General features: G+C 46.2%; 26 protein-coding genes and 1 tRNA gene. 4 read left to right on the forward strand and 23 right to left on the reverse strand.

Translation table 11 applies throughout. The annotated features are described in order from the left end of the window. The 6 genes from AC2UZJ_RS04665 to metX all read right to left on the reverse strand — a co-directional run. Nucleotides 1–208 (reverse strand): helix-turn-helix domain-containing protein (locus tag AC2UZJ_RS04665; RefSeq protein WP_486948965.1); only part of this gene is annotated, 208 nt, incomplete at its 3' end. Between the two features lie 19 nt (nt 209–227). Beyond that, complete coding sequence (locus AC2UZJ_RS04670; RefSeq protein WP_486948966.1) at nt 228–2,000, reverse strand: amidohydrolase; 1,773 nt, start codon at nt 1,998–2,000, stop codon at nt 228–230. Between the two features lie 82 nt (nt 2,001–2,082). Further along, the gene (locus AC2UZJ_RS04675) at nt 2,083–2,700 is read right to left on the reverse strand and encodes a trimeric intracellular cation channel family protein (protein ID WP_486948967.1); all 618 of its coding nucleotides are present in this window, start codon (nt 2,698–2,700) and stop codon (nt 2,083–2,085) included. Further along, nucleotides 2,697–3,935 carry a muropeptide transporter gene (locus AC2UZJ_RS04680; RefSeq protein WP_486948968.1) on the reverse strand — a complete coding sequence of 413 codons (1,239 nt, stop codon included), beginning with the start codon at nt 3,933–3,935 and terminating at the stop codon, nt 2,697–2,699. Before AC2UZJ_RS04680 ends, AC2UZJ_RS04675 begins: the two co-directional genes overlap by 4 nt. A gap of 17 nt (nt 3,936–3,952) precedes the next feature. After that, nucleotides 3,953–4,588, reverse strand: coding sequence for a methionine biosynthesis protein MetW (gene metW / locus AC2UZJ_RS04685; protein ID WP_486948969.1), 636 nt, complete (start codon nt 4,586–4,588; stop codon nt 3,953–3,955). Continuing rightward, on the reverse strand, nt 4,585–5,814 hold the full coding sequence (metX, locus tag AC2UZJ_RS04690; protein ID WP_486948970.1) for a homoserine O-succinyltransferase MetX: 1,230 nt from the start codon (nt 5,812–5,814) through the stop codon (nt 4,585–4,587). Before metX ends, metW begins: the two co-directional genes overlap by 4 nt. A 272-nt stretch (nt 5,815–6,086) precedes the next feature. On the opposite strand from metX, the gene AC2UZJ_RS04695 reads away from it, so the two are divergent. Together AC2UZJ_RS04695 and gshA are read left to right on the forward strand one after the other, a co-directional pair. Continuing rightward, on the forward strand, nt 6,087–6,305 hold the full coding sequence (locus AC2UZJ_RS04695; RefSeq protein WP_486948971.1) for a helix-turn-helix domain-containing protein: 219 nt from the start codon (nt 6,087–6,089) through the stop codon (nt 6,303–6,305). A gap of 90 nt (nt 6,306–6,395) precedes the next feature. Further along, entirely contained in the window at nt 6,396–7,961 is a 1,566-nt protein-coding gene (gene gshA, locus AC2UZJ_RS04700; RefSeq protein WP_486948972.1) for a glutamate--cysteine ligase, read from the forward strand. A gap of 967 nt (nt 7,962–8,928) precedes the next feature. Here gshA and AC2UZJ_RS04705 read toward each other — a convergent pair. From AC2UZJ_RS04705 to AC2UZJ_RS04780, 16 genes are all read right to left on the reverse strand, one after another. Beyond that, the gene (locus AC2UZJ_RS04705; RefSeq protein ID WP_486948973.1) at nt 8,929–9,738 is read right to left on the reverse strand and encodes a hypothetical protein; all 810 of its coding nucleotides are present in this window, start codon (nt 9,736–9,738) and stop codon (nt 8,929–8,931) included. Continuing rightward, entirely contained in the window at nt 9,725–10,360 is a 636-nt protein-coding gene (locus AC2UZJ_RS04710; RefSeq protein ID WP_486948974.1) for a hypothetical protein, read from the reverse strand. Before AC2UZJ_RS04710 ends, AC2UZJ_RS04705 begins: the two co-directional genes overlap by 14 nt. A gap of 61 nt (nt 10,361–10,421) precedes the next feature. Next, nucleotides 10,422–11,117: a hypothetical protein gene (locus AC2UZJ_RS04715; RefSeq protein WP_486948975.1), complete on the reverse strand. Its 696-nt coding sequence runs from the start codon at nt 11,115–11,117 to the stop codon at nt 10,422–10,424. A 273-nt stretch (nt 11,118–11,390) separates the two neighbouring features. After that, a complete protein-coding gene (locus AC2UZJ_RS04720) occupies nt 11,391–12,011 on the reverse strand; it encodes a helix-turn-helix domain-containing protein (protein WP_486948976.1) in 621 nt (206 codons plus the stop codon). 189 nt (nt 12,012–12,200) lie between these two features. After that, nucleotides 12,201–12,590 (reverse strand): hypothetical protein, encoded by a 390-nt coding sequence (locus tag AC2UZJ_RS04725; RefSeq protein ID WP_486948977.1) that lies wholly within the window; start codon nt 12,588–12,590, stop codon nt 12,201–12,203. A gap of 64 nt (nt 12,591–12,654) precedes the next feature. Next, entirely contained in the window at nt 12,655–13,119 is a 465-nt protein-coding gene (locus AC2UZJ_RS04730) for a hypothetical protein (protein WP_486948978.1), read from the reverse strand. A gap of 53 nt (nt 13,120–13,172) precedes the next feature. After that, entirely contained in the window at nt 13,173–13,418 is a 246-nt protein-coding gene (locus tag AC2UZJ_RS04735; protein ID WP_486948979.1) for a hypothetical protein, read from the reverse strand. Nucleotides 13,419–13,472: 54 nt separating this feature from the next. Then, nucleotides 13,473–14,714: a hypothetical protein gene (locus AC2UZJ_RS04740; protein ID WP_486948980.1), complete on the reverse strand. Its 1,242-nt coding sequence runs from the start codon at nt 14,712–14,714 to the stop codon at nt 13,473–13,475. Between the two features lie 12 nt (nt 14,715–14,726). Next, entirely contained in the window at nt 14,727–14,939 is a 213-nt protein-coding gene (locus AC2UZJ_RS04745) for a hypothetical protein (RefSeq protein WP_486948981.1), read from the reverse strand. Then, nucleotides 14,932–15,483: a hypothetical protein gene (locus AC2UZJ_RS04750; protein ID WP_486948982.1), complete on the reverse strand. Its 552-nt coding sequence runs from the start codon at nt 15,481–15,483 to the stop codon at nt 14,932–14,934. Before AC2UZJ_RS04750 ends, AC2UZJ_RS04745 begins: the two co-directional genes overlap by 8 nt. Continuing rightward, entirely contained in the window at nt 15,480–15,812 is a 333-nt protein-coding gene (locus AC2UZJ_RS04755; RefSeq protein ID WP_486948983.1) for a hypothetical protein, read from the reverse strand. The genes AC2UZJ_RS04750 and AC2UZJ_RS04755 overlap by 4 nt, the downstream gene beginning before the upstream one ends. After that, nucleotides 15,812–16,471 carry a Rha family transcriptional regulator gene (locus AC2UZJ_RS04760; RefSeq protein WP_486948984.1) on the reverse strand — a complete coding sequence of 220 codons (660 nt, stop codon included), beginning with the start codon at nt 16,469–16,471 and terminating at the stop codon, nt 15,812–15,814. Before AC2UZJ_RS04760 ends, AC2UZJ_RS04755 begins: the two co-directional genes overlap by 1 nt. Continuing rightward, on the reverse strand, nt 16,471–16,677 hold the full coding sequence (locus AC2UZJ_RS04765; protein WP_486948985.1) for a helix-turn-helix transcriptional regulator: 207 nt from the start codon (nt 16,675–16,677) through the stop codon (nt 16,471–16,473). The genes AC2UZJ_RS04760 and AC2UZJ_RS04765 overlap by 1 nt, the downstream gene beginning before the upstream one ends. A 198-nt stretch (nt 16,678–16,875) precedes the next feature. Further along, nucleotides 16,876–17,511 (reverse strand): hypothetical protein, encoded by a 636-nt coding sequence (locus AC2UZJ_RS04770; RefSeq protein WP_486948986.1) that lies wholly within the window; start codon nt 17,509–17,511, stop codon nt 16,876–16,878. A gap of 100 nt (nt 17,512–17,611) precedes the next feature. Beyond that, entirely contained in the window at nt 17,612–18,853 is a 1,242-nt protein-coding gene (locus AC2UZJ_RS04775; RefSeq protein ID WP_486948987.1) for a tyrosine-type recombinase/integrase, read from the reverse strand. 125 nt (nt 18,854–18,978) lie between these two features. Then, nucleotides 18,979–19,053: transfer RNA gene (locus tag AC2UZJ_RS04780), tRNA-Arg, on the reverse strand. A 208-nt stretch (nt 19,054–19,261) separates the two neighbouring features. On the opposite strand from AC2UZJ_RS04780, the gene AC2UZJ_RS04785 reads away from it, so the two are divergent. Further along, the gene (locus tag AC2UZJ_RS04785) at nt 19,262–20,164 is read left to right on the forward strand and encodes a c-type cytochrome (protein WP_486948988.1); all 903 of its coding nucleotides are present in this window, start codon (nt 19,262–19,264) and stop codon (nt 20,162–20,164) included. Between the two features lie 16 nt (nt 20,165–20,180). Here AC2UZJ_RS04785 and AC2UZJ_RS04790 read toward each other — a convergent pair whose 3' ends face one another. Beyond that, the gene (locus tag AC2UZJ_RS04790; RefSeq protein WP_486948989.1) at nt 20,181–22,571 is read right to left on the reverse strand and encodes a phosphoketolase family protein; all 2,391 of its coding nucleotides are present in this window, start codon (nt 22,569–22,571) and stop codon (nt 20,181–20,183) included. A gap of 120 nt (nt 22,572–22,691) precedes the next feature. Here AC2UZJ_RS04790 and AC2UZJ_RS04795 point away from each other — a divergent pair, with 120 nt between their 5' ends. Next, a complete protein-coding gene (locus AC2UZJ_RS04795; protein ID WP_486948990.1) occupies nt 22,692–22,874 on the forward strand; it encodes a hypothetical protein in 183 nt (60 codons plus the stop codon). Nucleotides 22,875–22,893 lie beyond the last annotated feature (19 nt).

The raw sequence follows: 22,893 nt of genomic DNA on the forward strand, positions 1-22,893 counted from the left end.
CTTCTGCGTAGCGAGCTTGTTGCAACGCCAAGGCCTTATTGAATACAAAACGACACGACCCAGCGAAACGACGCATTGCGCGCTGTTGCTCGCCGTTTGGCATGAGTTCGTCAGCAAACGCCACCGTAGCCTCAAACGTAGTATCAAAGGACGGCGTTGCCGTCCGCGCTATTCTTCCTCGCCCTAAACGACGAGGCTTTCCGCGCATTTTGGTAAATCTAATAAACTTAGTCAGAAAAATGTTTGGCAACAATACTCTCTGACTCACCCTTAAACACCGTATCGCCCCCCACAATAGTTTCAAGCACTTTAATGTCTTTGATTTTCATGGGGTCGTTATGAGCCACAGTTAAAGGATTACCCGAAAGAATCACAAAATCAGCGAGCTTACCTGGCTCAATGCTGCCTTTGATGTCTTCCTCAAAAAATTGCCAAGCGGCATTAATAGTAATCGCTTTTAAGGCATCATAAGGATTAATACGCTGATCTTCCCCAATGACATCACCTCCCGTAGACATACGGTTCACTGAAGACCAAACCATCTGTATACCATCTATAGGCGTAATATACGTATCTGTATGCGTGGAGAAAATCAACCCTTCGTCTAAAGCCCCTTGAAGTGGGCTCATGTGATTAGCGCGGTGTGGGCCAAAAAATATGTTTTTATGGCGATCGCCCCAAAAAAACGTATGACCTATAAAGAAACTAGGTGAAACATTTAAAGCCGCCATCTGGACTAATTGATCTGGTCTAGTGAACTGTGCATGAATCACACCATGGCGTGCATCCTTGCGAGGATGAGCACGTTGGGCTGCGGAATAAGCATCAAGAATATCTTGAATACCTTGATCCCCATTACCATGAATAGTGAGTTGATAGCCATCCGTGTGTAATTGCTCGATGATATCAAAAATTTCATCGCGATCATCCCAATAAGCAAAGCCGCGATACTCGCCATCATCCTCAGGGCGCTGCGTGGTGTATGGCTCAGAAAAATGAGCCGTATAACCTTGAGGTGAACCATCAATTGTAAATTTTACCGGCCCTTGTACCAGCATACGTTTACCATCACTTATATCCGTACCAGATTGCACGGCTGGAAAAGCATGCACGGCCTCTACGCTACGTACTCGAGGCCAGAAATTAACGCGTACTGTTTGATCACCACTATCTAACGCCGCTTTGAAGTAGTTAATTTGGTTAGGACTAACAAAATTATCAGAAGCTGTGGTAAAGCCTGCTGCTGCCCATATTTCTGAACCTTTTGCAATAGCAGCCACCCAATCCTCTTCTTTGCTTTCAGGGATTAACTTATAAAGTAAGGCCGTAGCATTACCCTGCATAACCCCTGTGGGCTCACCTTTCTCATTTTTAGTGATGCGTCCGCCATCGGGGTTAGCTGTATCACTATTAATTTCTGCCATTTCTAAGGCTTTGGTGTTGCCTGAGGCTAAATGGCCTGATATGTGCGTAATAATGACAGGAAACTCTGTAGAAACTTTATCCAAATCCTCTTTAGTTGGATGACGCATTTCCGTAACTAGCGTGTCATCATAACCAGAACCTAAAATGACACCCCCTTCTTTAGTGTCAGCCACTCGCGTTTTAAGTTTTTTGATGATGTCGTCAATATTTTTAACATCACCAATAGGAGGAGAGTTAAGGTCAACCTTCACTAACGCATTAGAACCGGTAGCCAAGAAATGACTATGCGCATCGATAAAACCTGGCATCATGGTTTTACCTTTTAAGTCCACACGCTCTGTTTTTTCATCCGCCATTGCTTCAATAGTGCGTAACCTATCTACTGCTATGATTTTGCCATCTTTAATGGCTACCGCTTCTGCCATTAAGGCATCATCATTCATGGTCACAATAGGACCACCATAGTAGATTTTCTCCGGTATCTGACTGACATCACCAGCTTGCTGTGCTCCCGCCATACCTATACCCGTTAGCAAGAGTGCTGCGGATAATGCTGTAAATCGCCTTATCTTCATAAATCCATCTCCACCTATTCATGATTTTTATTCAAATTTGTGGAACTAAATGTCTCATTAATAGCTAGATAAGGCAATAGGGCTAATGCCAATCGTCTCTATAGACAAAACGTGGCATCTGCCAATTAAAGCGTAGCGCTAAAAAGCGGAAAATTAGGCCAATCCCCATAGGAATCAACATGCTAGCTAACTCCCCTAGCTCTAAATGGATAGCGCCTAAATACAAACCACCTGTTACCATCGATACACTTGCATACATTTCTTTACGAAATAACAGCGGAATATCGCCGCACATCATATCGCGCAGCACTCCCCCCGCACAGCCAGTCATCATGCCACTAAGTAATATAATGGTAATGGGCAATTCCATTTCCAGCGCAATTTGACAGCCAATTACCGTAAAAGTCACTAATCCTAGGGCATCTAAGGCTAAAAACAACTTATTTAGATGACGCATCATACGTGCTGTTAAAGCCGTAAAAATAGCCGCACCTGCTGTTAGCCATAAGTATTCGGGGTGGGTAACCCATACTAGGGGATAATGCCCCAGCACCACATCACGTACTGAACCGCCTCCCAGTGCCGTAATACAGGCAATTACACACACACCTACCCAATCCATATCACGCTTACCAGCAGCCAGTGCAGCTGTCATAGCTTCTGCTGTAATAGCGATTAAATAAAATATTAAAAGCATCATGATGAAATAGGTGTATCTAAAGCAGATATAGCAGCGCGTTTACGCCACAATAACCAAAGTCCGGGTAAGGCTAACACCACGGTAACCAAGAAAAAACTAGGCCAGCCTAAGGATTCAACCAAAGGAGGAGTTAAAGGCCCGGCTAAATAAGTACGCCCTACCGCTGACAAGGCAGATAACAGAGCAAATTGCGTAGCAGAAAACTGTTGTTGGCATAAAGCCATTAATAAAGCCACAAAAGCAGCAGTGCCCATACCACCACATAAATTTTCAATAGCCACCACCACGCTCATCATAAAAATATGGGGCTCACTTACCGCCAAAACCCAATAACCAAAGTTGGATACTGCTTGTAATAAACCAAACAACATTAGCGATCTATATAGGCCTAAGCGCGCCATAAGGCCACCACCTATTAAGGCGCCAACCACGGTTGCAGCTAAACCAAAAATCTTATTGACCGTACCCACTTCAGCCACACCAAAACCTGCCCCACGAATGAGAAAAGTGGTAGATAAGGCGCCGGCAAAGGCATCACCTAATTTATACAAAACAATTAACACCAATAAACTGATGGCCTCGGGACGTTGAAAAAACTCCCTCAAAGGGTCTACAACAGCACGACCTAAGGAAAGCGGTGGCGTAACGGCAACCTCTGGTTCAGGCGCCAAAAAGGTTGCTAGGGCACAGAGCACCATAATGGCGCCCATTAATAAATACATCCCCCCCCAACCCAACCATTGATCAGCAATAATCAAGGCCAAGCCGCTAGACACAATCATGGCTAATCGATACCCCAAAACTTTAACTGCAGCCCCTGCCGCGCGCTCATTATTACGCAGCACATCTGTGCTGTAAGCATCAAAAGCAATATCTTGGGTGGCCGACATAAACGCCACAAAAACCGCTAGAAACGCAATAATCCCCAGCTGCCCCGCCGGATCAAAGCTGCCCATAACCGCTATAGACACCCCAAGTAACAGCTGGCTAAGCGCTATCCAACCTCGTCTGCGCCCTAATATAGGTACAGCGTAGCGATCTATAAGTGGGGCCCATAAAAATTTTAAGGTATAGGCAGAGCCCACCAATGTTAAAAAACCAATTTGCGTTAAAGAAACCCCAGCTACGGTGGCCCACGCTTGTAAAGTGCCACTCGTTAAAGCTAAAGGCAGACCACTGGCAAAACCTAAGACCAATAAAGGAAGAACTCGCGGGCTAAAATAAACATTAGACACAAAAGTAGCCGCCGGTCTTAACGTGCAGCATGAGGAGATTCAAACCTATAGACGGCTAATGTACCGCGCAAGCTAGGTAATAAACTTGTTTCTTTTTTACCCGCAAACACCACTCGATCGGTAATGTGTAAGCCTAATGATTTAGCCAAATCCTGAAAATCTCTAAGCGTACAAAGATGAATATTAGGGGTGTTATACCACTCGTAGGGCATTTCTTTAGATACGGGCATGCGCCCCGCTAATATAGATAAACCGTGCGACCAATGCCCAAAGTTAGGAAAAGACACAATGCCGTAACGTGCTACGCGCGCCATTTCACGCAGTATATGCTCAGTATTAAGCATAGACTGCAAGGTTTTAGAAAGCACTACCGTATCAAAGTGCTGATCTTCAAACAATGCTAAGCCTTCTTCTAAGTCTTGTTGAATAACCGGCACGCCTCGGCGCACGCTAGCCACCATTGCTTGAGGGTCTCGTTCTATACCTGCGGCTTGTACATTTTTAGTTTGCTGCAGATGTGCTAAGAGCTTCCCGTCTGCACAACCTAAATCCAAAACACGCGTGGAAGGTTCTATCCAGCCCGCTATACGTACTAAATCAGGGCGCTGCGCTAAGTTGACGGCATTAGTTGTATTATTTATTAGCTGATTCATGCTAAAACCCCTGTGGTGCGTTGCCTGGCGCCTAATCCTAACTGCTCCGCAATTTGATCATAATAGCCCTGCACCACGCCGTGGTAATTTTGATCGTCTAATAAAAAAGCATCATGCCCATGGGGTGCGTCGATCTCGGCATAGGTCACAGAACGTTTGTTTTTTAACAACGCTTGCACAATTTCTCGAGAGCGTTGGGGCGTGAATCGCCAATCTGTGGTGAAAGAAACCAGTAAAAACTTAGCTTTTGCTGCCGCTAAACCACGCGCTAAATCTCCGTTAAAATCACGTGACGGATCAAAATAATCTAAGGTGCGGGTTAATAATAAATACGTATTGGCATCAAAATAATTAGAGAACTTTTCTCCTTGATAACGCAAGTATGACTCTATAGCAAACTCCACGTCATAATCGTAACGATAGGCTCCATCATCCGTTGGGTTTTGCTGGGCTCGACCAAATTTCTCTGACATCAGCTCATCAGATTGATAGGTAATATGCCCCACCATGCGGGCTACTGATAACCCTTTTTTCGGGATAGTATTACGACTGTAATAATCTCCTTCGTGAAAATCCGGATCTGTAATAATGGCGCGTCTAGCTACTTCATTGAAAGCGATATTTTGTGCGCTTAACCGTGAGGTGCTGGCAATTACTATGCAGTTTTCAAGGCGATCAGGGCAGGTAATAGCCCAACTTAATGCCTGCATACCGCCTAAAGAGCCACCCATTACAGCAGCAAATTTTTTAATACCTAAATAATCAGCCAAACGCGCCTGAGCCCGCACCCAATCCTCTACGGTAAGTAAAGGAAACTGTGCACCCCAAGGTTTACCGGTATCAGGATTAATAGAAGCAGGCCCCGTTGAGCCAAAACAAGAACCAATATTATTGACACCGATCACAAAAAATCGATCGGTATCTAGGGCTTTGCCTGGACCCACCATATTATCCCACCACCCCACATTTTTAGGGTCGTGAGAATCTATACCCGCTACATGGTGCGAAGCATTTAAAGCGTGGCAGACTAAAACAGCATTATTACGTTTGTGATTAAGCTTGCCATAAGTTTCAAAGGCCAGCTCGTATTGCGGCAACACTTGACCACTTGATAAATGCAACGGTTCATCAAAGGCAAGTATTTCAGGCGTGACTACGCCTACTGAACCTTCGGGAATATCAAGAGAGACTGTGGCAGAAGAATTTGGAGAGTTATTTGAGACCATAAGAGGACCTCTTTAGCTGGATTTATGGGGCGCCCGCAAGCAGATCAAGCAAATCGGCGCTGACAAAGAAATACAGATAAGTGTAGCACCTCCACCAACAAAATCCAGATGCCTACCTATATTTCAATATTTTGCCTATTGATATATATACCTAAGGATTAGCCCTAGGTGTAAAAACTTGAGCTATTTTTCTTTTCAGCAAACAATTTACCCTACCGTAACAATTTGATACCTCGGTGAATCAATTTACTGAGTACAGAAAGGATATAGCTATGTTTAATAAATCATCTTTAAGCCCGAGAGAACATGATTGTTTACATTGGGCTGCCTTAGGTAAAACTTCTGAAGAAATCGCTATCATAATGGGATTAAGTCATCACACCATCAATTTTCATTTACGCAATGCTTGCAGAAAATTAGATGCACCAAATCGCTATGCCGCTATCGCCAAAGCCTTTCATAGCTCTATTTTTAAACCATTACAGAACTAATCACCTCCTTGAACTCTGTGAACGTTCCCTTAAATGGTAATGCCCATTACAATCAAGGCATAATTAGTCAGTAATAAGTGAATTCAGGTAATGACATCCAGTAGCCAACACATAAATACTTTAGCCGCTAACCTCCCACTGCTAGGCGATATACGCCGTGGTGTAGAAAAAGAGGGCTTGCGAGTTAATACCGCTAAATTTTTAGCTTCCACTCTCCATCCTACCGCTTTAGGCTCCACCCTATGTAATAGTCGCATTACCACTGACTACGCAGAGGCTCTGCTTGAGCTCATCACAGCCCCTCGCAACTCAGTAGAGCAATTACGCAGTGAGTTATTGCATGTGCACACCTTTGTGACGCAACACTTAGGCGATGAAGTGATGTGGAACCAATCCATGCCCGCCCAGTTGCCTCCAGAGCCTGATATAAAAATCGGCTGGTATGGCCCTTCTAACGCTGGCATGTTTAAGCATATTTACCGACGCGGCTTAGCCGAGCGCTACGGTAAGCGTATGCAGTGCATTGCTGGCGTGCATTATAATTACTCTTTACCTGATGCGCTGTGGCAAAAACTGGGCGTAGATGGTGGTACCTTGCAAGAAAAACGCTCTAATGGTTATTTAGCTCTGATACGTAACTTCACTCGTTACTCATGGCTATTAATGTATTTATTCGGTGCCTCGCCCGTGATATCTAAAGATTTTTTAGGTAACCATAACCTGCCTTTAGAAGAGGTGGCTCCTGACACTTACTGTTTACCTTGGGCCACCAGCTTACGCATGAGCGATCTGGGCTATCAAAATAAAGAAGCCCAAGCTGAGCTGCAGCTTTGTTATAACGATCTAGACACCTTTTTATTGCGCATACGACATGCGTCCAGTACCTCGTGGCCTGCTTACGCAGCCATAGGCACACACCGCGATGGTGAGCGCATACAACTCAATACCAACATTTTGCAAATTGAAAACGAATATTATTCAAATATCCGTCCTAAGCGTACCCCTAAAGCAGATGAACGCCCTTCTACTGCCTTAGCCAATGACGGCGTGGAATACATAGAAGTACGCTGCTTAGACGTAGATCCTTTTGACCCTATTGGTCTATCAGCAGACAGTGCACGTTTTTTAGATGCTTTTTTATTATTTTGTGCCACTGAACCTAGCCCTATATTCCCAGAGGGTGGTTTTTGCCAAGATAGTAAAAACAACTTTGCAAAAGTAGTGATTGAAGGTCGCAAGCCTGGTTTATTATTACGTAATCAGCATAAGCAAGAGGTAGAGCTCAAAAACTGGGCCGAAGACATACTTATTTCTATGCAGCCTTATGCTGAACTCTTTGATAAAGATTCTGGAGAATCTCTGTACCAAGAGGCTCTACAAGTACAGTTGGCTAAAGTCCAAGACTCTAGTCTGTGCCCTTCTGCCCAACTGCTACAACAAATCAAAGACTCAGGCCAAAGCTTTGTAGATTTCACCTATGCCCAAAGCCAAGCTCATAAACAAACCTTACTCCAAGCCGAGCTACCCGCGGCTGAGAAAGTGGCCCTAGAAGTCGCCGCCATAAAATCCATTGCGCAGCAAAAAGAAATTGAAGCCGCTGAAAATGAGCCTTCGTTTGAGGAATATTTAAAAAAGTATGAGGAAAACTCACACTAAAATAAAAAAGCGGCTCAGAATAAACTCTGAGCCGCTTTGAAATATTGCCCGACAGTATTCACATCAAAGCCCGTAACCCTTACAAACAAAGGCCTTGCGAAAGGCGTAAAAAATAAATACCGTCAAAAATACCGTCACTTATAAAAAAACATGCGGTTTTTGCCTTATTACCACTACTGGGCGCATTGAGTGCTGCCAGTCGTAAAAGTTTTACGTCCCCTCTTTAATTAATGCGGCGGTGGTCAGCTTAGGGTATGCGATTTCAAATCGCTAAGCCTCGATGGTGAGCATTAGCGCAAAGCTGCGTTGATGTTTGCACACCTCTTAAAGGGGCTTGCATGGGGTGTTTCCCCAGAACACCAATACGGGGGTCTCGAACGCGATTAGTCACTGGTTACTACAAAGCGGGAAAATCCCGCATCTACTAACTAGGTAAACGAAAAGTTTTCGCAAATACAGCCAATAGTGACTTAGAACCACTTTTGCTAGGATTAATCTATTTCTAATGATTGCATGGGATTGTTTTAGTATTACGCGTTTAGTGTGGTTTCGCGCACTCAAAGCGCGTGACGATGGTGCGCGAAAGGTGCGCAGTTGTTTCCATTTTGGAACCCATCATTGCGGCGGTGCGCTCAAATCTGAGCCTATCTCAATGCACAACGCAAATCTGCGTTATGTCTTGCTGCGTCCTATCACATACACGCCTGTGAGCGACTTTACGATAAATTTATCAAAAAGCTCTGGGTGTCCCACCACGTACGCGCCTGTGAGCAAAAGACCGATCCAAACTTGGGCTGATCTTCTGCGCCCCATCACGTACGCGCCTTTGCCTCAAATTGAGGAAAAGCCCACGCCTTTACGGTGTGAGCTGCCAATACGGGTTACTGTCTAAAATAAGTCTTTTAGAAAGTAATGCCTAACTTCCGCTAATCCCTCCCGTCGCGAGATGGGTTTGTAATTGAAAAAGTCATAGATTGCTCTTTGTGATGTTTTGCCAGTCTTCCTTATCTATTGCAGTCAATGAGCTGATAGTCATGGGTACTAGCATTTCAACAAATTTGCCTGAGCTGTCCACCGGTGACGATAAAGGCTGGCCAATGGACTCAATCACCATAGGCGCAAACATGCGGCCCTTATAAGCGAAGCCAATCATTACGGGCGAAACGGAAGGCATAAGCGCCTCCACTGCATCCCTCTCTCCTTTGGTTGAGTTAACCAGGCGCGTCAAAATGGTGCCATCGTTAGATAGCTTTTCTGGCAAAGCCCACTCCATAAGCTGATTTACCGGGGCTTCCACCTCGCTCTGAGGATTAAGCCACGCCCTAAATAACGCTTGCACCTGTATTTTTACTGGTGGCATACCTGTGAACACTTGCGTACTGTTGAGCTTTGTTATTCCAGTCCTACCTTCAGACTTATTGAGAAAATCGTCAGCTCTACGTCTTGCCGCAGCCATTAGACTACTGCTGTTTTCTTGGCTCTCTTTTTTCTCACCGAGGATAATGTCAGCAAACGGCTGCAATGCGCCTGATTGCAGCATGGCCATTAGCGCAGGCGCTTTGCTTTCAGGCCCAGCTTGCTCAAAAGGTGACTGCCAATTTAGACTCATCTCTAGTTCAGCTTCGGTCAAAGGTGCTTTTACTATTGGCCCCTCAAGAGGCAAACCATCCTTATCGCACTGAAAAAAGGACGCGATTAGGTGTGGCGATAAGCCATCCCAAAGCGAACTTAAAATAGGTGATGCTGTCTGCGGATTTGGATTTTTACTCGCTGTCATGGCCTACCCCATCTAAATTAACACCAAGGCGCTCAGCCCGGCCTTTAACAATACGCTCTTCAATTTCTTCAGCCTCAGCCAGCGCTTTCTCGTAAATAGCGTCCAACTGCTCTTTCGGTGGGAATACGTTTAGGTTTATATCTTCTTTTACCTCCACCTTATCTTTCCACAGCTTGGGCTGCCTGTTCTTTAGCCACCACGCAGCCGCCCACGGCTCCGGCGGATAGTGCTTTGTATAGGTAGTCTGTATCACCTCACCGTCAACTGTGGCGAAGTGAATCGCTTCATGCTCATAGCCCACTGCCCTCTGAAATAAGGCGCTTGCCACCTCAGCATCGGCTAGAAGTTTCCCCCCCTTCACGGACTCAAGAAATGACGCGTATTCAGACTTCCAATTATTGATGGTCGTCTCGGACACTCCAAAAAACTCCGCAAGCTGCTTATCTGTTGCACCTAGCAAGCAAAGCTGATGCGCTTGGTGGTCAAATTCAGGCCGATATTTAGCAGGTCTCCCTGCCTGAAACCCATGCCGTTTTATCCACTTTTCACGCCTTGCACGCTTGGCAATAGCCGAGGCGCTTATCCTGCCTTCCACAACCTCAGATGCCCCTACAAATGTCATGCCCGGGTCAGATTCCCACTGGCTGCGTACCTGCTGCCATTCGTCCGAAGTCAGTTTTGATCTAAAGCGCGTCATTGATGCTCACCTCTTCGCCGGTATGGTTACGCGCCCTCATAATAAAAAAACGCTCGGGCATTGATTCTAAGAACTCACGCTTAGGTATATCCGTCTCCATAAATTCGCGTATTTGATCTAGTATCTCCAGCAGCTCGTCCTTTTGAGCTTGTAGCTCCTCTAAGCTAAATTTAGGCGGGTAGAGCTTGAGCAGATTTTCTCGATTATGCCCTTTTTGAACTAGGTCGTTGAATTCTATGCCGCACTCAGATTGCCCTTGTGTCTCGATCCACTTCGCAATTCGCTTATTCAAATGCTCTAACTTCCCTTTTGTGTCGTACTGGTAGTTAACCACGCCATGAAGGTGCTGACTCTTTAGCGCCGTCCGTTTATTACGCTCCAACAGCCCCAGTTGATAAACGGTTTGCGTGTCCTCTAGCCAGCTGTCGAACAAGGCTCGTAATCGAGTAATAGCCCCTAGCTGCGTTTGCTCTGTGGGAAACAAACTAGCGGCCAATACCGCGATATGCAGCGGGTTTGAGCGATGATTGAATTGCAGTAGTGACTGCTGTGCCTTTCTTGCCTCAGTAAGGGCATCGTCTCGAAGACCAAAAGAGACTACATCTACGGCTGCTTGGTTTTGAATTACTTGCGCCTGTACATCACCGCGTAGCTCTGTTTTGATTTGAAAATTTGATTTCAATTTTATTTCCTTTATTTTTTATATGTTAAAACCTAATTCTCTCCCACGAATCCCCCCGTATTCCTGCACTTTTCCTAATTTGAGCGCCACTAAGACTTACACGCGCCTGTTTGTCTCCCGCCCCCTACGCTTAGGTGCGCTCTTAAAACTAAAGCCACCCAATAAACCCGTAATAACAGCCCGAAATAAGGCGCTAGGCACAAAAAAACCACCGCTAAGGTGGTTAAAACCACCGCTAAGGTGGTTAGGGATAGGTGAGTCAATAAAGACGCGCTAATCAACGAATAAACCTAACTGCTTCGATGTCTTTGCTGAAATTGCAATATCGCGCTTGTACTGCTTTAGTGAGCGGTCGGCGGCCTCTGATAACTCGTGCAGTTGATCTAAGGCAATAGCCAACTGGTTGCCACCCTTCATGTCTTCAAAGTCTGGGTTAAGCTCTACAAATCGTTCAAATGCGGCTTGCTGGCGCAATGACGTAGAGACCATGGCCGGTATATCCGTATTTACCGCGTCCACACGCTGCTTGAGCCACACCAGCACCTCTAGGTCTCTACGCCTTGCCAGCTCCCACGCCTCGTTAATCCACTGCGATTTTTCATGGTCAATCGTGTGCTTGGTGTCTATTTCCCAGTCTTCCGATATGCCCATTAGGTAGTCAGTGCTTACGCTGTAAAGCTCGGCGGCTTTGGCTATGGTGAGCAACGGTACTGAGTTTTCAGTAGCCCCCTCAATTTTGGATAGCTTAGCGGACGTTTGATAGCCTAATCGCCTTGCTGCATCAACTTGGTTTATGTTGCACATTTCCCGCGCTTCCCGCATACGCTGTCCAATAATACGCACAAGGTTTGTTTGCTCAGCCTTGTTGGGCCTTTTAACCTTTCTGCCTAACATTTTATCCGCCTTCATCACGCCCCCATAATTAAAAACCAACTCTAAACCTGCTCATGCGTCGTAAAAGAAACGGCATCCGCGAACGACACAGAGGGAGTTTCCCCAAACGACCAAAGGGCAGTTGGGGAACAACGCAAAAAGCCCACTCGGTAAAGTGGGCCTGGTCTTAGGTTGTTGGTTTAAGGTTTATCACTTGCCAGCCAAACTCATAAATTGCAATAACTCCCCAGCTTTGTTTGTAATGATACTATTGATACCATCGCTTTTCTCTGGCGGCAAGGCTACAGCCAGGTCAGACGCTAGGCACTTCATTGCGGCTTCAATCTCAGCCATGCTCTTTGGCTTAGCTGCGGCCTGAGTAGCCTGTAAGTAGCTGGCCGCATCATCAAAGCCATCTAGCTCGCCCCCCTCTTTACCAATACGGGCAAAGTCTAAGGCTACCTGTAGCTTTGTTTCGAGTGATGCCATGCCTGTAGGCTGCTCAATGACTGCAATAATGCCATCAAAAGCCGCTTGCATCGCGTCTGTGTTTAGTGGTGCAGACTTTGCTGTCTGCTTAGGTGTGGTTTTATCCGTCATAAAAATCCCCTATCTGATTATCTGCCTTATAGCAGAATCTAAAAATACTAGTTAACAGCAAATGCTAGTACACGGGCTTGCCTTTGCTACGCTGCATGTCATAAACATCAAGGTCAGTACCTATTTCACCAGCAATCTCAGCCGCCCACCCTGCTAACATCGCCGCATCACCTACTTGGTTGTCTGACGCATCATGCAATGCTGTGTGGATAGTTTCGAGTAACGCCTCTAGCCGTGTAGCTGTGAATTGAATCTGTATCAGCGCCTTAGCTTCTGGCTGCCCTGTACCTATAGTGCCTAGCTCAGTCTCCGCCTCATGCAGCATTAGTGAAGCAATACCCTCACCAGTAAAATAATCTCCAGTTATTACCGTTCCATCAACACCCACCTGAGCCATATTTTTGATTGCCGTCAGCTTCACCGCATCACTAGCATCAGCGCGGCTAGTCTCTACAACCTCAATAATGACTCTGAATATGGAACGGAAGTATTCTTCACGGTTTTGGTATTGCTCGATTGTGTATGTCATAAATAAATCTCTCTGTTAATAAAATTGCTATCGGTTGATAAGGGGGGTGATACTTAATCTAAGCGCTTTAGCGCATCGTCACGATAAGCCCCCCACTCAGCCCCACCCTTTGTAAAATCACTTACCCATTCCAGTCCGGCCTTGCCGATTAACTCCGCTTCTTCTTGGCAAAGCGTCACCTCAATGGTTTCAGCGTAATCAACAATCCTGCTGTGAGTCTCAAGTACCTCTATCAACGTTTTATCGTTGTCTTCGTACTCGTTTACAAGTGCAATTAATATTTTTTGTAGTTTGTTCATAAATAAACCTCTTTGTTTGTAAATAGATTGGTTAATACAGTAATGGTCAAAAGCCTATGGTTGGTGCTCAAGAAGAAGGCGGTATTCACTTGCTTTTCTCCTAGTTCCAGCCGTTACCAACTCAAGGACCTCATCAATCACGAGCGCTTTTAACATCTTGGCTGCGGTGCCATGGTCTACCCCTAGTAAATCTCCAGCAATCCTAGAAGATAAGTAAAAAGGCTTATCGCTGTGATGCTGCTGAGCCGCGATGCAAATCTTGATTAAATTGTTTGTACGGTCTCCGTACTCCATCTTGAGTAAGCAGTCAGGTAAAGCAATTAACTCGCTGGCCTTAACAATAGAATCCATTGTTTCTCCATAAGGAGTTCTAACTTTCTCCCAACCTCTTATGAAATCTGTCCACGTTTCAGAAAACTCTTTAGTTCCAATGACGGGTAAAACCTCTTTATGCCAAGCCAAAACAAAACTTCTTAACTCTGAAGGCTTAGCACCAGGTATTTGAGACTTAAGAAAACGTGCCAACTCAAAAAGGCATCTATTTCTTTCACCCTCTACCGTTGGATAGCAGCCAGTTGGAAACTGGATGTTTAACCCCCCCACCCCCTGACTTGTGTCTTCTTGAGTAGTCTGTGTAGTCTGTGTAGTCTTGTGTACCTCCTGTGTTCTCTTGTGTTCCTCTTGTGTGGTCTGTGTAGTCTGTGTTCTCTTGTGTTCCTCTTGTGTGGTCTGTGTAGTCTGTGTTCTCTTGTGTTCCTCTTGTGTGGTTTGCTCACCCCCTAACGCTTTAGACGCATCAACAAACCCATTGAGATCAACGATGCCACCATCAAGTAACGCATTGCCAGTGACGGTTAAATAACGCAGGTCTGTATAAAGCTCAGCCTTTACACCATCAATAACCCCTTGTTTGCGGCTTATTTCGCCTGTAGAGCGTCCAAACGCTCTCAAGCCCGTACCTGAAGGTGACAGCTCAACGTAAGCGGCGCCTATACGCTCTAAAATTGCCATTGCTTCAGGGTGTGGCCTGCCATTGACGACGCAGTCATCAAGATCTACACCCACGATGTCATCATCAGGACTCAGCACAAAGCCTAAGCCGCTAAACTTTCCTAATTCGCAGGTAATTTTTGCCTGCTCAAACGAAACCCAACTGCATGACTTTGTAATGTCTGCGGCCTTGCCTTGCGGTTTGGCAACGTAAGGCACTTTACGCTTGCCTTGTAATCGCCAAACTACCCAGCGTGGAATTTCTTTAAGCTCAGGCGCAATTTTGCTGAAATTAACTTCTAGCATATGCGCCTCCTTTTAACGGCTAGATGCTTCAGTAGTGGACTTGTCGTCCGTCTCGGTAAGCAGGGCATACGCTTCGTGAATTAGATCACTCAAAAGCCAAAGCACCGCGTCTCTATCAGCATCATGCAGAGCATCGACGCCAGCCTTACCATTGCCATGTGTCAGCAGAGAAAGGCTCTTTGACTGGGCGAGCACCGTCTCAAGGCGTAGTTTATTTTTAATCATGGCCACGGCCTCCAGCAATGATTAGATTGCCAATTTCACACGCAAAAGCAGTATCAAACGCAGAACCGCGCTCTTTAGGATTAGGTAAGCCGTCACAATGGGCTAGGCGGCACGTATCGCGCCACTGGGCAAGCGTTTGCACGGGAACGCCACAATACCACTGCCTAGCGGCTTTACGCGCGGCACGGGCGGCTAAATGAAATGTATTGGGGGAATGTGTTTGCTCAGAATGAGCGGGAATAGATATAGCTGCCATGTTATGGCCTCCTTGGACGGGTAAGTTACCCCGTGCCCTACTGCTAAATAGGGTGGACGGGCATATAGCAGGGTTAGCAGACTGGTGTCCAAGGGTACCAGCAGGGCTTACGCCCTCCCCACCATAACCCGCCCATAAAGGACGCTCTACGGCATGGCGCAGACGCAAAAAAACCGCTAAACAGCGGCGGTACGTCCGCCTTAGACTAAACAGGCTGCTAAACCCGGCGGCCATTTGTTTGACCGCAGATATAGAATAGCCGCGATTTAATTTAATTGCAATAGTCATGACTGTACCCCTTGCTGCATGAGACGGTAGTAGCCAGCCTGAACCGTCTCACCGAAGCGGTTTTCTACACTTCGCATCTCGCAATGAATAACAAAGCCTTTTGCACGAAGTCTGCGGATAATCTCAGGGCTATTAGACGATGCACAAACCGCATCTAGCTCTTTGCGGCTAATGCCTCGCTCCCCCGCCTTAATTAATGCGCTAAGGGCACGTGACTCATTAACGTTGCTTGTTTTTGGGTGATGGTGCGTGTTATTCTGATTGCAGTCTTGCAGTAACGCGCTCTCATTGCTATTTGTGATGGGGGCGTTTTTGTTTTGTGAAGTCATTACGCACCCTCCAGCAGACTGTCTTCGTAAGCATGACTATTGCTAGGCAGAGCCTTTGTTAGCACTCCTAGCTGCTCTTTTAGGTCTTTGTAGGCATGTTTCAAGTCGCCATCACTTTGACTAATAGACTGCACGGCCATCATTTGAGCCACCACCACAGCCGATTTAATAGGCACTGCCACCTGTGAGCGAGTCTCAAGCTCTATTCCTACGGCGTGATTAATAGCGCGATTAAAGTTGATGTGCTGGAATCGTCCGCCCCCAACCTCCTTTATTTGGTCATGCAATGCGTGATAGGTAGGCAGGTACTCAGTGTGATGCTGACTAGCAGCTTTACGTGCCTGGCTAAAGGCTTTGACTAGCTTCACCTTTAAGGCTCGTACCCGCTCTGAGTTGCGAGAATAGGTCAACAATAAGTAAGACTGGTCTTCATTGAGCATGGCGTACTTTTCAGGCTGTCCACGCCCTTTGATTACTTCTATTTGAAATCGAAGTATTCCCAACTCTTTGAAATCGCTTAAATATTTATTAAGCAGAGCAAAGGTACTATGATGCTTCGTGCCTAAGTGCTCAGCTAGGACGCGGCTATCAATGCGAGGCTCGTCTTTACCTACGGCTTGGATTAATAAGTCTTGATTTAGTGTTAAGGAGGTCGTCATTATGCGCCCTCCTGCTTTGCGGCCCAACCTTGTGGGTCTTCAACCCATTCTTTTAGGTCGCTAGCACGCCACGCTACGGCACGCTCACCTAGTCTTACGGACTCTGGAAATCGGCCCTTGCTGATCCAATCGTAGATAGTGGCTTTAGCTACGCCCCCCGCAATGCGTGTAACTTCCGGTAGACGGTAAAAGGCTTGTTCAATCATCTTTATGACTCTATCGTTGTTAACGGACAATGGAATCAATTTAGTTATTAGCTACAACATTTAATAGATGGGATGGTTGAGTAAACCTAGCACTAAAAAAGCATAGGGGGGGGGCGGGTTGTTCACCTTGTTTCAATAAAAACCTGTTAACAAAACGAAGAAATCCTTTGCTTTCAAGGCTTAGATGGGGTGGGTAGGTTATTTTTTACTTGGAGTTTTTGGTGCCCCACCTCCTAGCGACCAGTTAGCCACTTTAGATATTTCATCTACAGCCGACTCAAAAGGGTTGCCATCATCATTCAGCAAATTATATTCGGAGGCGTGTTTTCGCAACCATATCATCAGCTCTTGCTTTGGGGACTTTCCTGTCGGCTCAGTTACCGCCTCCCATGCTCTCACTGCCGCTGCTAACTTAGGTGCATATCGTGGGTGACTAGGGTTTAAGTAATCAGTCGACTCTTGTACCTTTGGAAAAAAGAAACCCTTATTAAATCCGCGTGACCTTAGCCAGTCTTTTAGCGACTCCACATCAACGGTAGATTCCATCACATCAACAGAACCCTCTATTTCACCGCAGGGGTTATCGTTTATATCGTAGTGTTGAAGGGCTATAAGCTGGCCTTCTATATTGCCTTTTTTAAGTGAGTTGGATATCGCTGTTTTAGCCGCCTCATAACCTTGCGGCCTTTCGTGCACTTGCCAGTTTTCAATGTAACTATGCTCGCCACTTGGGTCTTCTCCAATAATCAGTAAAGCCGCTTGAAATATGCTCAAGCTGTCGCATAACCTCCAGTAATCAAGGCTATCTAATTCACTAAAATCATTTGTATTCATAGCTCACCTGTCCTAGTAAGCGTCCAATTAATTAGTAGCTGGTGTCAGGCGGTGGACTTGCCGCTTTTCTTCTGGCCGGAATAGACACCAGCGTTAACTTTTACCCTGTTTTCTTAATAGGGAAATCTAATACATTACCTTTACGCAAGCCATCAAGGTAATCACCCCACCACGCCATCATCTTAGCGCGTGGCTCCAGATACAAAGCATGGTTATATGAGGCGCTTACTTCGTCTCGCTCTTGGTGGGCAAGCTGCAATTCTATATGCTCATGCGGCCACCCTTTTTCATGCAAGATAGTAGATGCCAAACCCCTAAAGCCGTGGCCCGTCATACGCCCCCTGTACCCCATGCGGTATAAGGCATAAAGAATAGTGTTATTGCTCATGTGACCACCTCTGCGATTATCAGACGGGAACACATAGCGGTCACTGTATGAAATGGCTTGCAGGCTCTCTACAATCTCCACGGCTTGATTACACAAAGGCACGATATGCGGGGTACGCATCTTCATGCGCTCAGCGGGTATCTCCCAGCGCTTAGCTTTTAAATCAAACTCAGCCCACTCTGCCTTGATTAGCTCAGCCGTGCGGACGAACGTTAAGGCGATTAGCTGCAAGGCTAGGCGCGTATGCTCGTTGCCTTGGTAGTCATCCATGTGGTTAAGTAACTGCGGTAACTCCTTAGCATCAATACGCGCATGGTTTTGCTTTCGCCTTGGTTTTAATATGTCGCTAGGCTGTATATCTGCGGCGGGGTTACGCTCTGCGTAGTCATGAGCCACCGCAAAGCGCATAATCTGGCTGCATCGCTGTAGTTGTCTCTTAGCCACGTCCAAGGCACCGCGTTTTTCTATTCGCTTTACGCAATCTCTAAACTGAGCGGCGGTCAAAGTGTCCACTAGGGCGTTACCAATAAATGGCAGTATGTTTATCTCAAGGCCGCGCCATGCGCCCGCTGCTGTTACCCCTGCTTTGTCTGTTTTCCAGTGCTCAAACCATAACAAGGCCACCTCACCAAAGGTTTTGCGCCCCTCTGTGCGCTTCCTTTGTTCGGACGGGTCTATCTCATTAGCCAGTAACCGCTTAGCCTCTTGGTGAGATTGCCTTGCTGCCTCCAGCGTAATAGTGGGATACACGCCATAGGACAATGTTTTACGCCTACCGTGAAATCGGTAATCATAGCGCCAATACTTACCCGCTTTGTTAACCAGCAAGTAAAGGCCCGTGCCATCGGTCAGCTTATAGGCTTTATCTTTTGGCTTGGCATTTCTAACGGCTGTGGCGCTCAGTTTTGGTCTCATGACGGTACTTTTTTCAGTGGTTTTGGTAGATACCGTCAAAAATGCTGCCTATTGACGGTATATGTCAATGTACCTTAACGGACTACTCCAGACAACAAAAAGCCCGCTAACCTTGTAGTGGTGCGGGCTTAATATGCTTTACTGAACCTTAATATACTTCGATATGGCGCGCCCGACAGGAATCGAACCTGTATCGAGAGCTTCGGAAACTCTAATTCTATCCATTGAACTACGGGCGCCTAACTTACCATTTTAACCGGTAAAATTAATTTTGTTGAGTTTAATTTCTGATTAATAAAATCAAACCTTATGCACTATACCCCAGAAAGCAGATAGTTCGCTATAATCACACTTTGGTACATACCATAACTTATAATCTTGCGGCCCCCATAGTGCTTTTCACGGTGGTCCGCCAGCCCACTTAGTACGAATTCGCAGGATCCGACTATGAGCCTTACGGAAAAAAACTCTCAAAAAGACAACCAATCAGTAGCCATCAGTAATCCGCTTACGATTTTTATCATAGCGATTATTTTTATGGTCGTGGCGGGGGGGATTATGTTTTATATCAATTCCCAAACTAACGACTTACGCACCGGTAAATCGCGCGTAGATACCTCTGAAGGGGTTGCAAGCCGCCTACAACCTGTAGCTAGTTTTGCTTTGCAAGTAATTGAAGAAGACGCTCCGCTTAAAACCGGTAAAGAAGTTTACGAAGCCACTTGCACTACCTGTCATGCCACCGGTGTAGCGGGAGCTCCTAAGTTTGGAGACGAAGCGGCTTGGGCTCCTTTCATTGCTGCTGGTTACGAAGACATGCTGAATGTGGCCTTAAATGGTAGAGGAGCTATGCCTGCTAAAGGTGGCAACCCTTCACTTGATGACTTAGAAGTAGAGCGCGCCATGGTGTATATGGCTAATGAAGCGGGTGCAGGCTATGCTGAGCCGGGTGAAGACGGTGCTCAAGCCGCTGCTCCTGCTACAGAAAGTACCGAAACAGAAGTCGCTGATGCTAATAGTAGTGCTGCAGCTACCGAAGTAGCTTCTGCAGAAACTGCCACGGCTGACGCTTCCGCCGCCGCTATTCCGGCCGCCACCCAAGAGCAATTAGATGTAGGTAAAGAGCTCTACAATGCCTCTTGTTTTGCCTGTCATGGCACTGGCGTAGCAGGTGCACCTAAAATTGGTGACAGCGCTGACTGGAAACCTTATATGGATACCGGTCTAGACACCATGCTGCAGCTTGCCATCTCAGGCAAAGGCGCTATGCCACCACGTGGCACAGCGATGAACGCCTCTGACGAAGACTTACGCTCCGCTATTCTTTATATGATTGAAGACGCGCGTTAAGATAACCATTACTAAGTTACTTAGCCAAATCTAACGGCTTACCTATGCCCAATACGGCATTAGCCTCCTCAAGGCTAAGGTATTGAGACAACTCAGTACCCGTAGACTGGGCATAGGCTTGCAATACATGCGCCCACGTGGCTTTATTTGTAAATTGCATACCAAACTCATCCAATGTGCCTCCCCGGTTAATATAGCCTAGCACCTTGCTGTGCGCTTGTGGCATTAAATGATGCAAGTGCCCCTTAAATATCTCTGGACGCATATGCGTTAAGGCCACGCTGTGTTCGTAATTATGTGGACTAAAGGTTTCAGCAATGTGTTCAACACTGTGCACCTGCTCCTGCTCATAATTATCACGCGCTAGGCGTACTCGGCCGGGCTCTTGTATATAAATCAACCTATAAGCACAACCACGTTCTTTAAGACGTGCAGCGGCTTTCAACATCTGCTCTAGCTGATAACTACCATTAGCGAGTAGCTGCACGGGCTTTTCTCCTGCCTGCTCAGCGACCACACAAAATCCTTCAGTTGCCAAATGTTGAGCCTGCTCAGCCGAGAAATAAACCTGACGATCGCGTTTAGCCACCACCAAACAAGCTATTTGCCCTCTGCTGCTATAAATAGTAGGCAACAATGCCATAAGGCTGTTGTAATCAGCGGGAAATAACACGCGTGATACATCGCTCATTTCCCCTAATAAAGCTTCGGCAAAGGTCGTATCTTGGTGCGATTGCTGATTTTTACCGTTTTCCCATGTGTGTGAAGTGGCAACTACCGGCCAGCTTAACCATTGTGCTGGACGGCCTATTTCTTTTTGTTGACGCGCAAAAATAATACGCTGACGCAATGCTCCTAACATCTTCACACAAAAGGCCTCATAACTGGCCACTAAATTAAGCCCACCCTGATTGCCTATACACGCCGACACCACGGCCTCTTCATTCAAGGCCGTAATGATGTCACCGTACACTGACTCATTTTCACTTTCAGGTTGGCTCACACGATGTTTTAAGGTTTTAAGCACAGTAGTGAGTTTATTACTAGCGAGCTCATCGGGATTACCCACGCGCGGGCGTAGCTCTGGGTTTTTTTGCACCAGCTCAACAAAATATTTATCGATGGCTGCCATAGGACTATTCACAGTGCCTTCAGCCACAAAATGCATCTCAGGTAAGACCGCAGCTTGAGGATTACGATTTGCCAAAGGTGTATCACGTTCTAAAACGCGCTGCTGCGTGCTGTGCGTTTTGAGTAGAGCCAAACTTTGCTTTAAGGTAGAAGGCTCTACCCATAAGGGTTTAGCGTATTGATTAAAAAGCGCTCTGGACTCAGCATCTTTATGGGGATTAGCTGGTAGAGGCAAATTATGTGCGGCATTTTCATCGGCACCATAAAAGCCAAAGCCTTTAGTGGTATGAGCAATACCATAAGGAATAGACAACGGGTAAGACATCTTACCGGCTTGAAGCGCTAACTCACGCTGCGCTAAACGCTGCTCCATTTCCCATAGGGTATATACAAACATGGCCGGATCACGGCCATCAAAGGCGATGGGATCAAAACCACAACCTTTAAGATGATCTATAAAACCACTCAAACCTTCTAAAGTTCCCATTTGCGTACGCTGCTCAATGCGGCGGCCATTCGCGATCATAATAGGCAAGGCCGCCCCAGAATCTTCGGCACGCCACCAACGCGGTATCCAATCACTACCACGTTGCTCCTCAGCAGCGCCATCAGATAAAAAGGTGACTAATTTCTCACCGGGCAATGGCATATGCGCGTATTGCAGCTCCGCAAAACCTAAATAACCGCCTTCAATCACACCGCCAGCAGTATGTGGATTCACATGACTACCTAAAGGTGCAGCTGCAGAACCATCTGCCGCCATCTCATAACCGTAAAAATCAGTTAAAAGACGATTTAAACCTGCTTCATTTAATTCACCACTTTGCTTAGAGCCATAGCGTTGCGCTTGTTCGGGGTGTAGATTTTCTAATAAGACATTTACCGCCTCAATGGCTGCCACACTGTGGCCTTGGCCCATTACCCAAGCACGGGTTTCACCCGTTAAGCTATTTAGCGCCATATAAGCCGCGTAAGCTGGCACCATGTTTAAGGCACCCCCCGTATGTCCCTCAGGAGTGACTTTAAAGTCAACGCTTTCTAAGTCTGAGCCATCTAGACGCACTTTATTTGCATAGGTCATATGCACCACTAACCACATAGCTGCCGCAGTTAGGTGATCTAGAGCAATCAGTTTTTCATAGACCGCTTCTACATTAGGTTGTTTGCCCGCATGCACTAACTGTTGAGCCAGCTGAGCGATTAAATTTTGGGTTTCTTTACTGTGTTGTATGGGCCCATGGCCTTTTTGCCACAATAACTTCATGTTTTCTGCCATATGGTTCTCCTACTAGGGTTTACCCTTGACTAACAGCTAGGGAAAACCCTATAATAGAGTTATTGTCAAATTAGATAAAAAGTCTAATAGATTAAGTTAATCAACTAATTAAAGGTTTATATGTCTACATTATCTGCAGATTTAAATACCCCATCCGTATCTGCAAGTTCTTTGCCACAAGCATCTAAATCACGTTTAAGGAAAGTAGCTGCTTCCATTGGTAAGTATATAGTTGCAGTATCGGAGTCAATTTACGAAGCGCGCAAAGAAGAAGTGCGTCTACGTGCACATTATCGTATCTAGTACACCTTAGTACTAAAAT

The sequence above is a fragment of the Paenalcaligenes sp. DL 309 genome (assembly GCF_057475285.1).

Excerpts from the sequence above, each read along its gene's own strand:
- AC2UZJ_RS04670 (WP_486948966.1), bottom strand. The coding sequence starts at position 2,000 with ATGAAGATAAGGCGATTTACAGCATTATCCGCAGCACTCTTGCTAACG.
- AC2UZJ_RS04675 (WP_486948967.1), bottom strand. The coding sequence starts at position 2,700 with ATGATGCTTTTAATATTTTATTTAATCGCTATTACAGCAGAAGCTATG.
- metW (WP_486948969.1), bottom strand. The coding sequence starts at position 4,588 with ATGAATCAGCTAATAAATAATACAACTAATGCCGTCAACTTAGCGCAG.
- metX (WP_486948970.1), bottom strand. The coding sequence starts at position 5,814 with ATGGTCTCAAATAACTCTCCAAATTCTTCTGCCACAGTCTCTCTTGAT.
- AC2UZJ_RS04695 (WP_486948971.1), top strand. The coding sequence starts at position 6,087 with ATGTTTAATAAATCATCTTTAAGCCCGAGAGAACATGATTGTTTACAT.
- gshA (WP_486948972.1), top strand. The coding sequence starts at position 6,396 with ATGACATCCAGTAGCCAACACATAAATACTTTAGCCGCTAACCTCCCA.
- AC2UZJ_RS04705 (WP_486948973.1), bottom strand. The coding sequence starts at position 9,738 with ATGACAGCGAGTAAAAATCCAAATCCGCAGACAGCATCACCTATTTTA.
- AC2UZJ_RS04710 (WP_486948974.1), bottom strand. The coding sequence starts at position 10,360 with ATGACATTTGTAGGGGCATCTGAGGTTGTGGAAGGCAGGATAAGCGCC.
- AC2UZJ_RS04720 (WP_486948976.1), bottom strand. The coding sequence starts at position 12,011 with ATGTTAGGCAGAAAGGTTAAAAGGCCCAACAAGGCTGAGCAAACAAAC.
- AC2UZJ_RS04725 (WP_486948977.1), bottom strand. The coding sequence starts at position 12,590 with ATGACGGATAAAACCACACCTAAGCAGACAGCAAAGTCTGCACCACTA.
- AC2UZJ_RS04730 (WP_486948978.1), bottom strand. The coding sequence starts at position 13,119 with ATGACATACACAATCGAGCAATACCAAAACCGTGAAGAATACTTCCGT.
- AC2UZJ_RS04735 (WP_486948979.1), bottom strand. The coding sequence starts at position 13,418 with ATGAACAAACTACAAAAAATATTAATTGCACTTGTAAACGAGTACGAA.
- AC2UZJ_RS04740 (WP_486948980.1), bottom strand. The coding sequence starts at position 14,714 with ATGCTAGAAGTTAATTTCAGCAAAATTGCGCCTGAGCTTAAAGAAATT.
- AC2UZJ_RS04745 (WP_486948981.1), bottom strand. The coding sequence starts at position 14,939 with ATGATTAAAAATAAACTACGCCTTGAGACGGTGCTCGCCCAGTCAAAG.
- AC2UZJ_RS04750 (WP_486948982.1), bottom strand. The coding sequence starts at position 15,483 with ATGACTATTGCAATTAAATTAAATCGCGGCTATTCTATATCTGCGGTC.
- AC2UZJ_RS04755 (WP_486948983.1), bottom strand. The coding sequence starts at position 15,812 with ATGACTTCACAAAACAAAAACGCCCCCATCACAAATAGCAATGAGAGC.
- AC2UZJ_RS04760 (WP_486948984.1), bottom strand. The coding sequence starts at position 16,471 with ATGACGACCTCCTTAACACTAAATCAAGACTTATTAATCCAAGCCGTA.
- AC2UZJ_RS04765 (WP_486948985.1), bottom strand. The coding sequence starts at position 16,677 with ATGATTGAACAAGCCTTTTACCGTCTACCGGAAGTTACACGCATTGCG.
- AC2UZJ_RS04770 (WP_486948986.1), bottom strand. The coding sequence starts at position 17,511 with ATGAATACAAATGATTTTAGTGAATTAGATAGCCTTGATTACTGGAGG.
- AC2UZJ_RS04785 (WP_486948988.1), top strand. The coding sequence starts at position 19,262 with ATGAGCCTTACGGAAAAAAACTCTCAAAAAGACAACCAATCAGTAGCC.
- AC2UZJ_RS04790 (WP_486948989.1), bottom strand. The coding sequence starts at position 22,571 with ATGGCAGAAAACATGAAGTTATTGTGGCAAAAAGGCCATGGGCCCATA.
- AC2UZJ_RS04795 (WP_486948990.1), top strand. The coding sequence starts at position 22,692 with ATGTCTACATTATCTGCAGATTTAAATACCCCATCCGTATCTGCAAGT.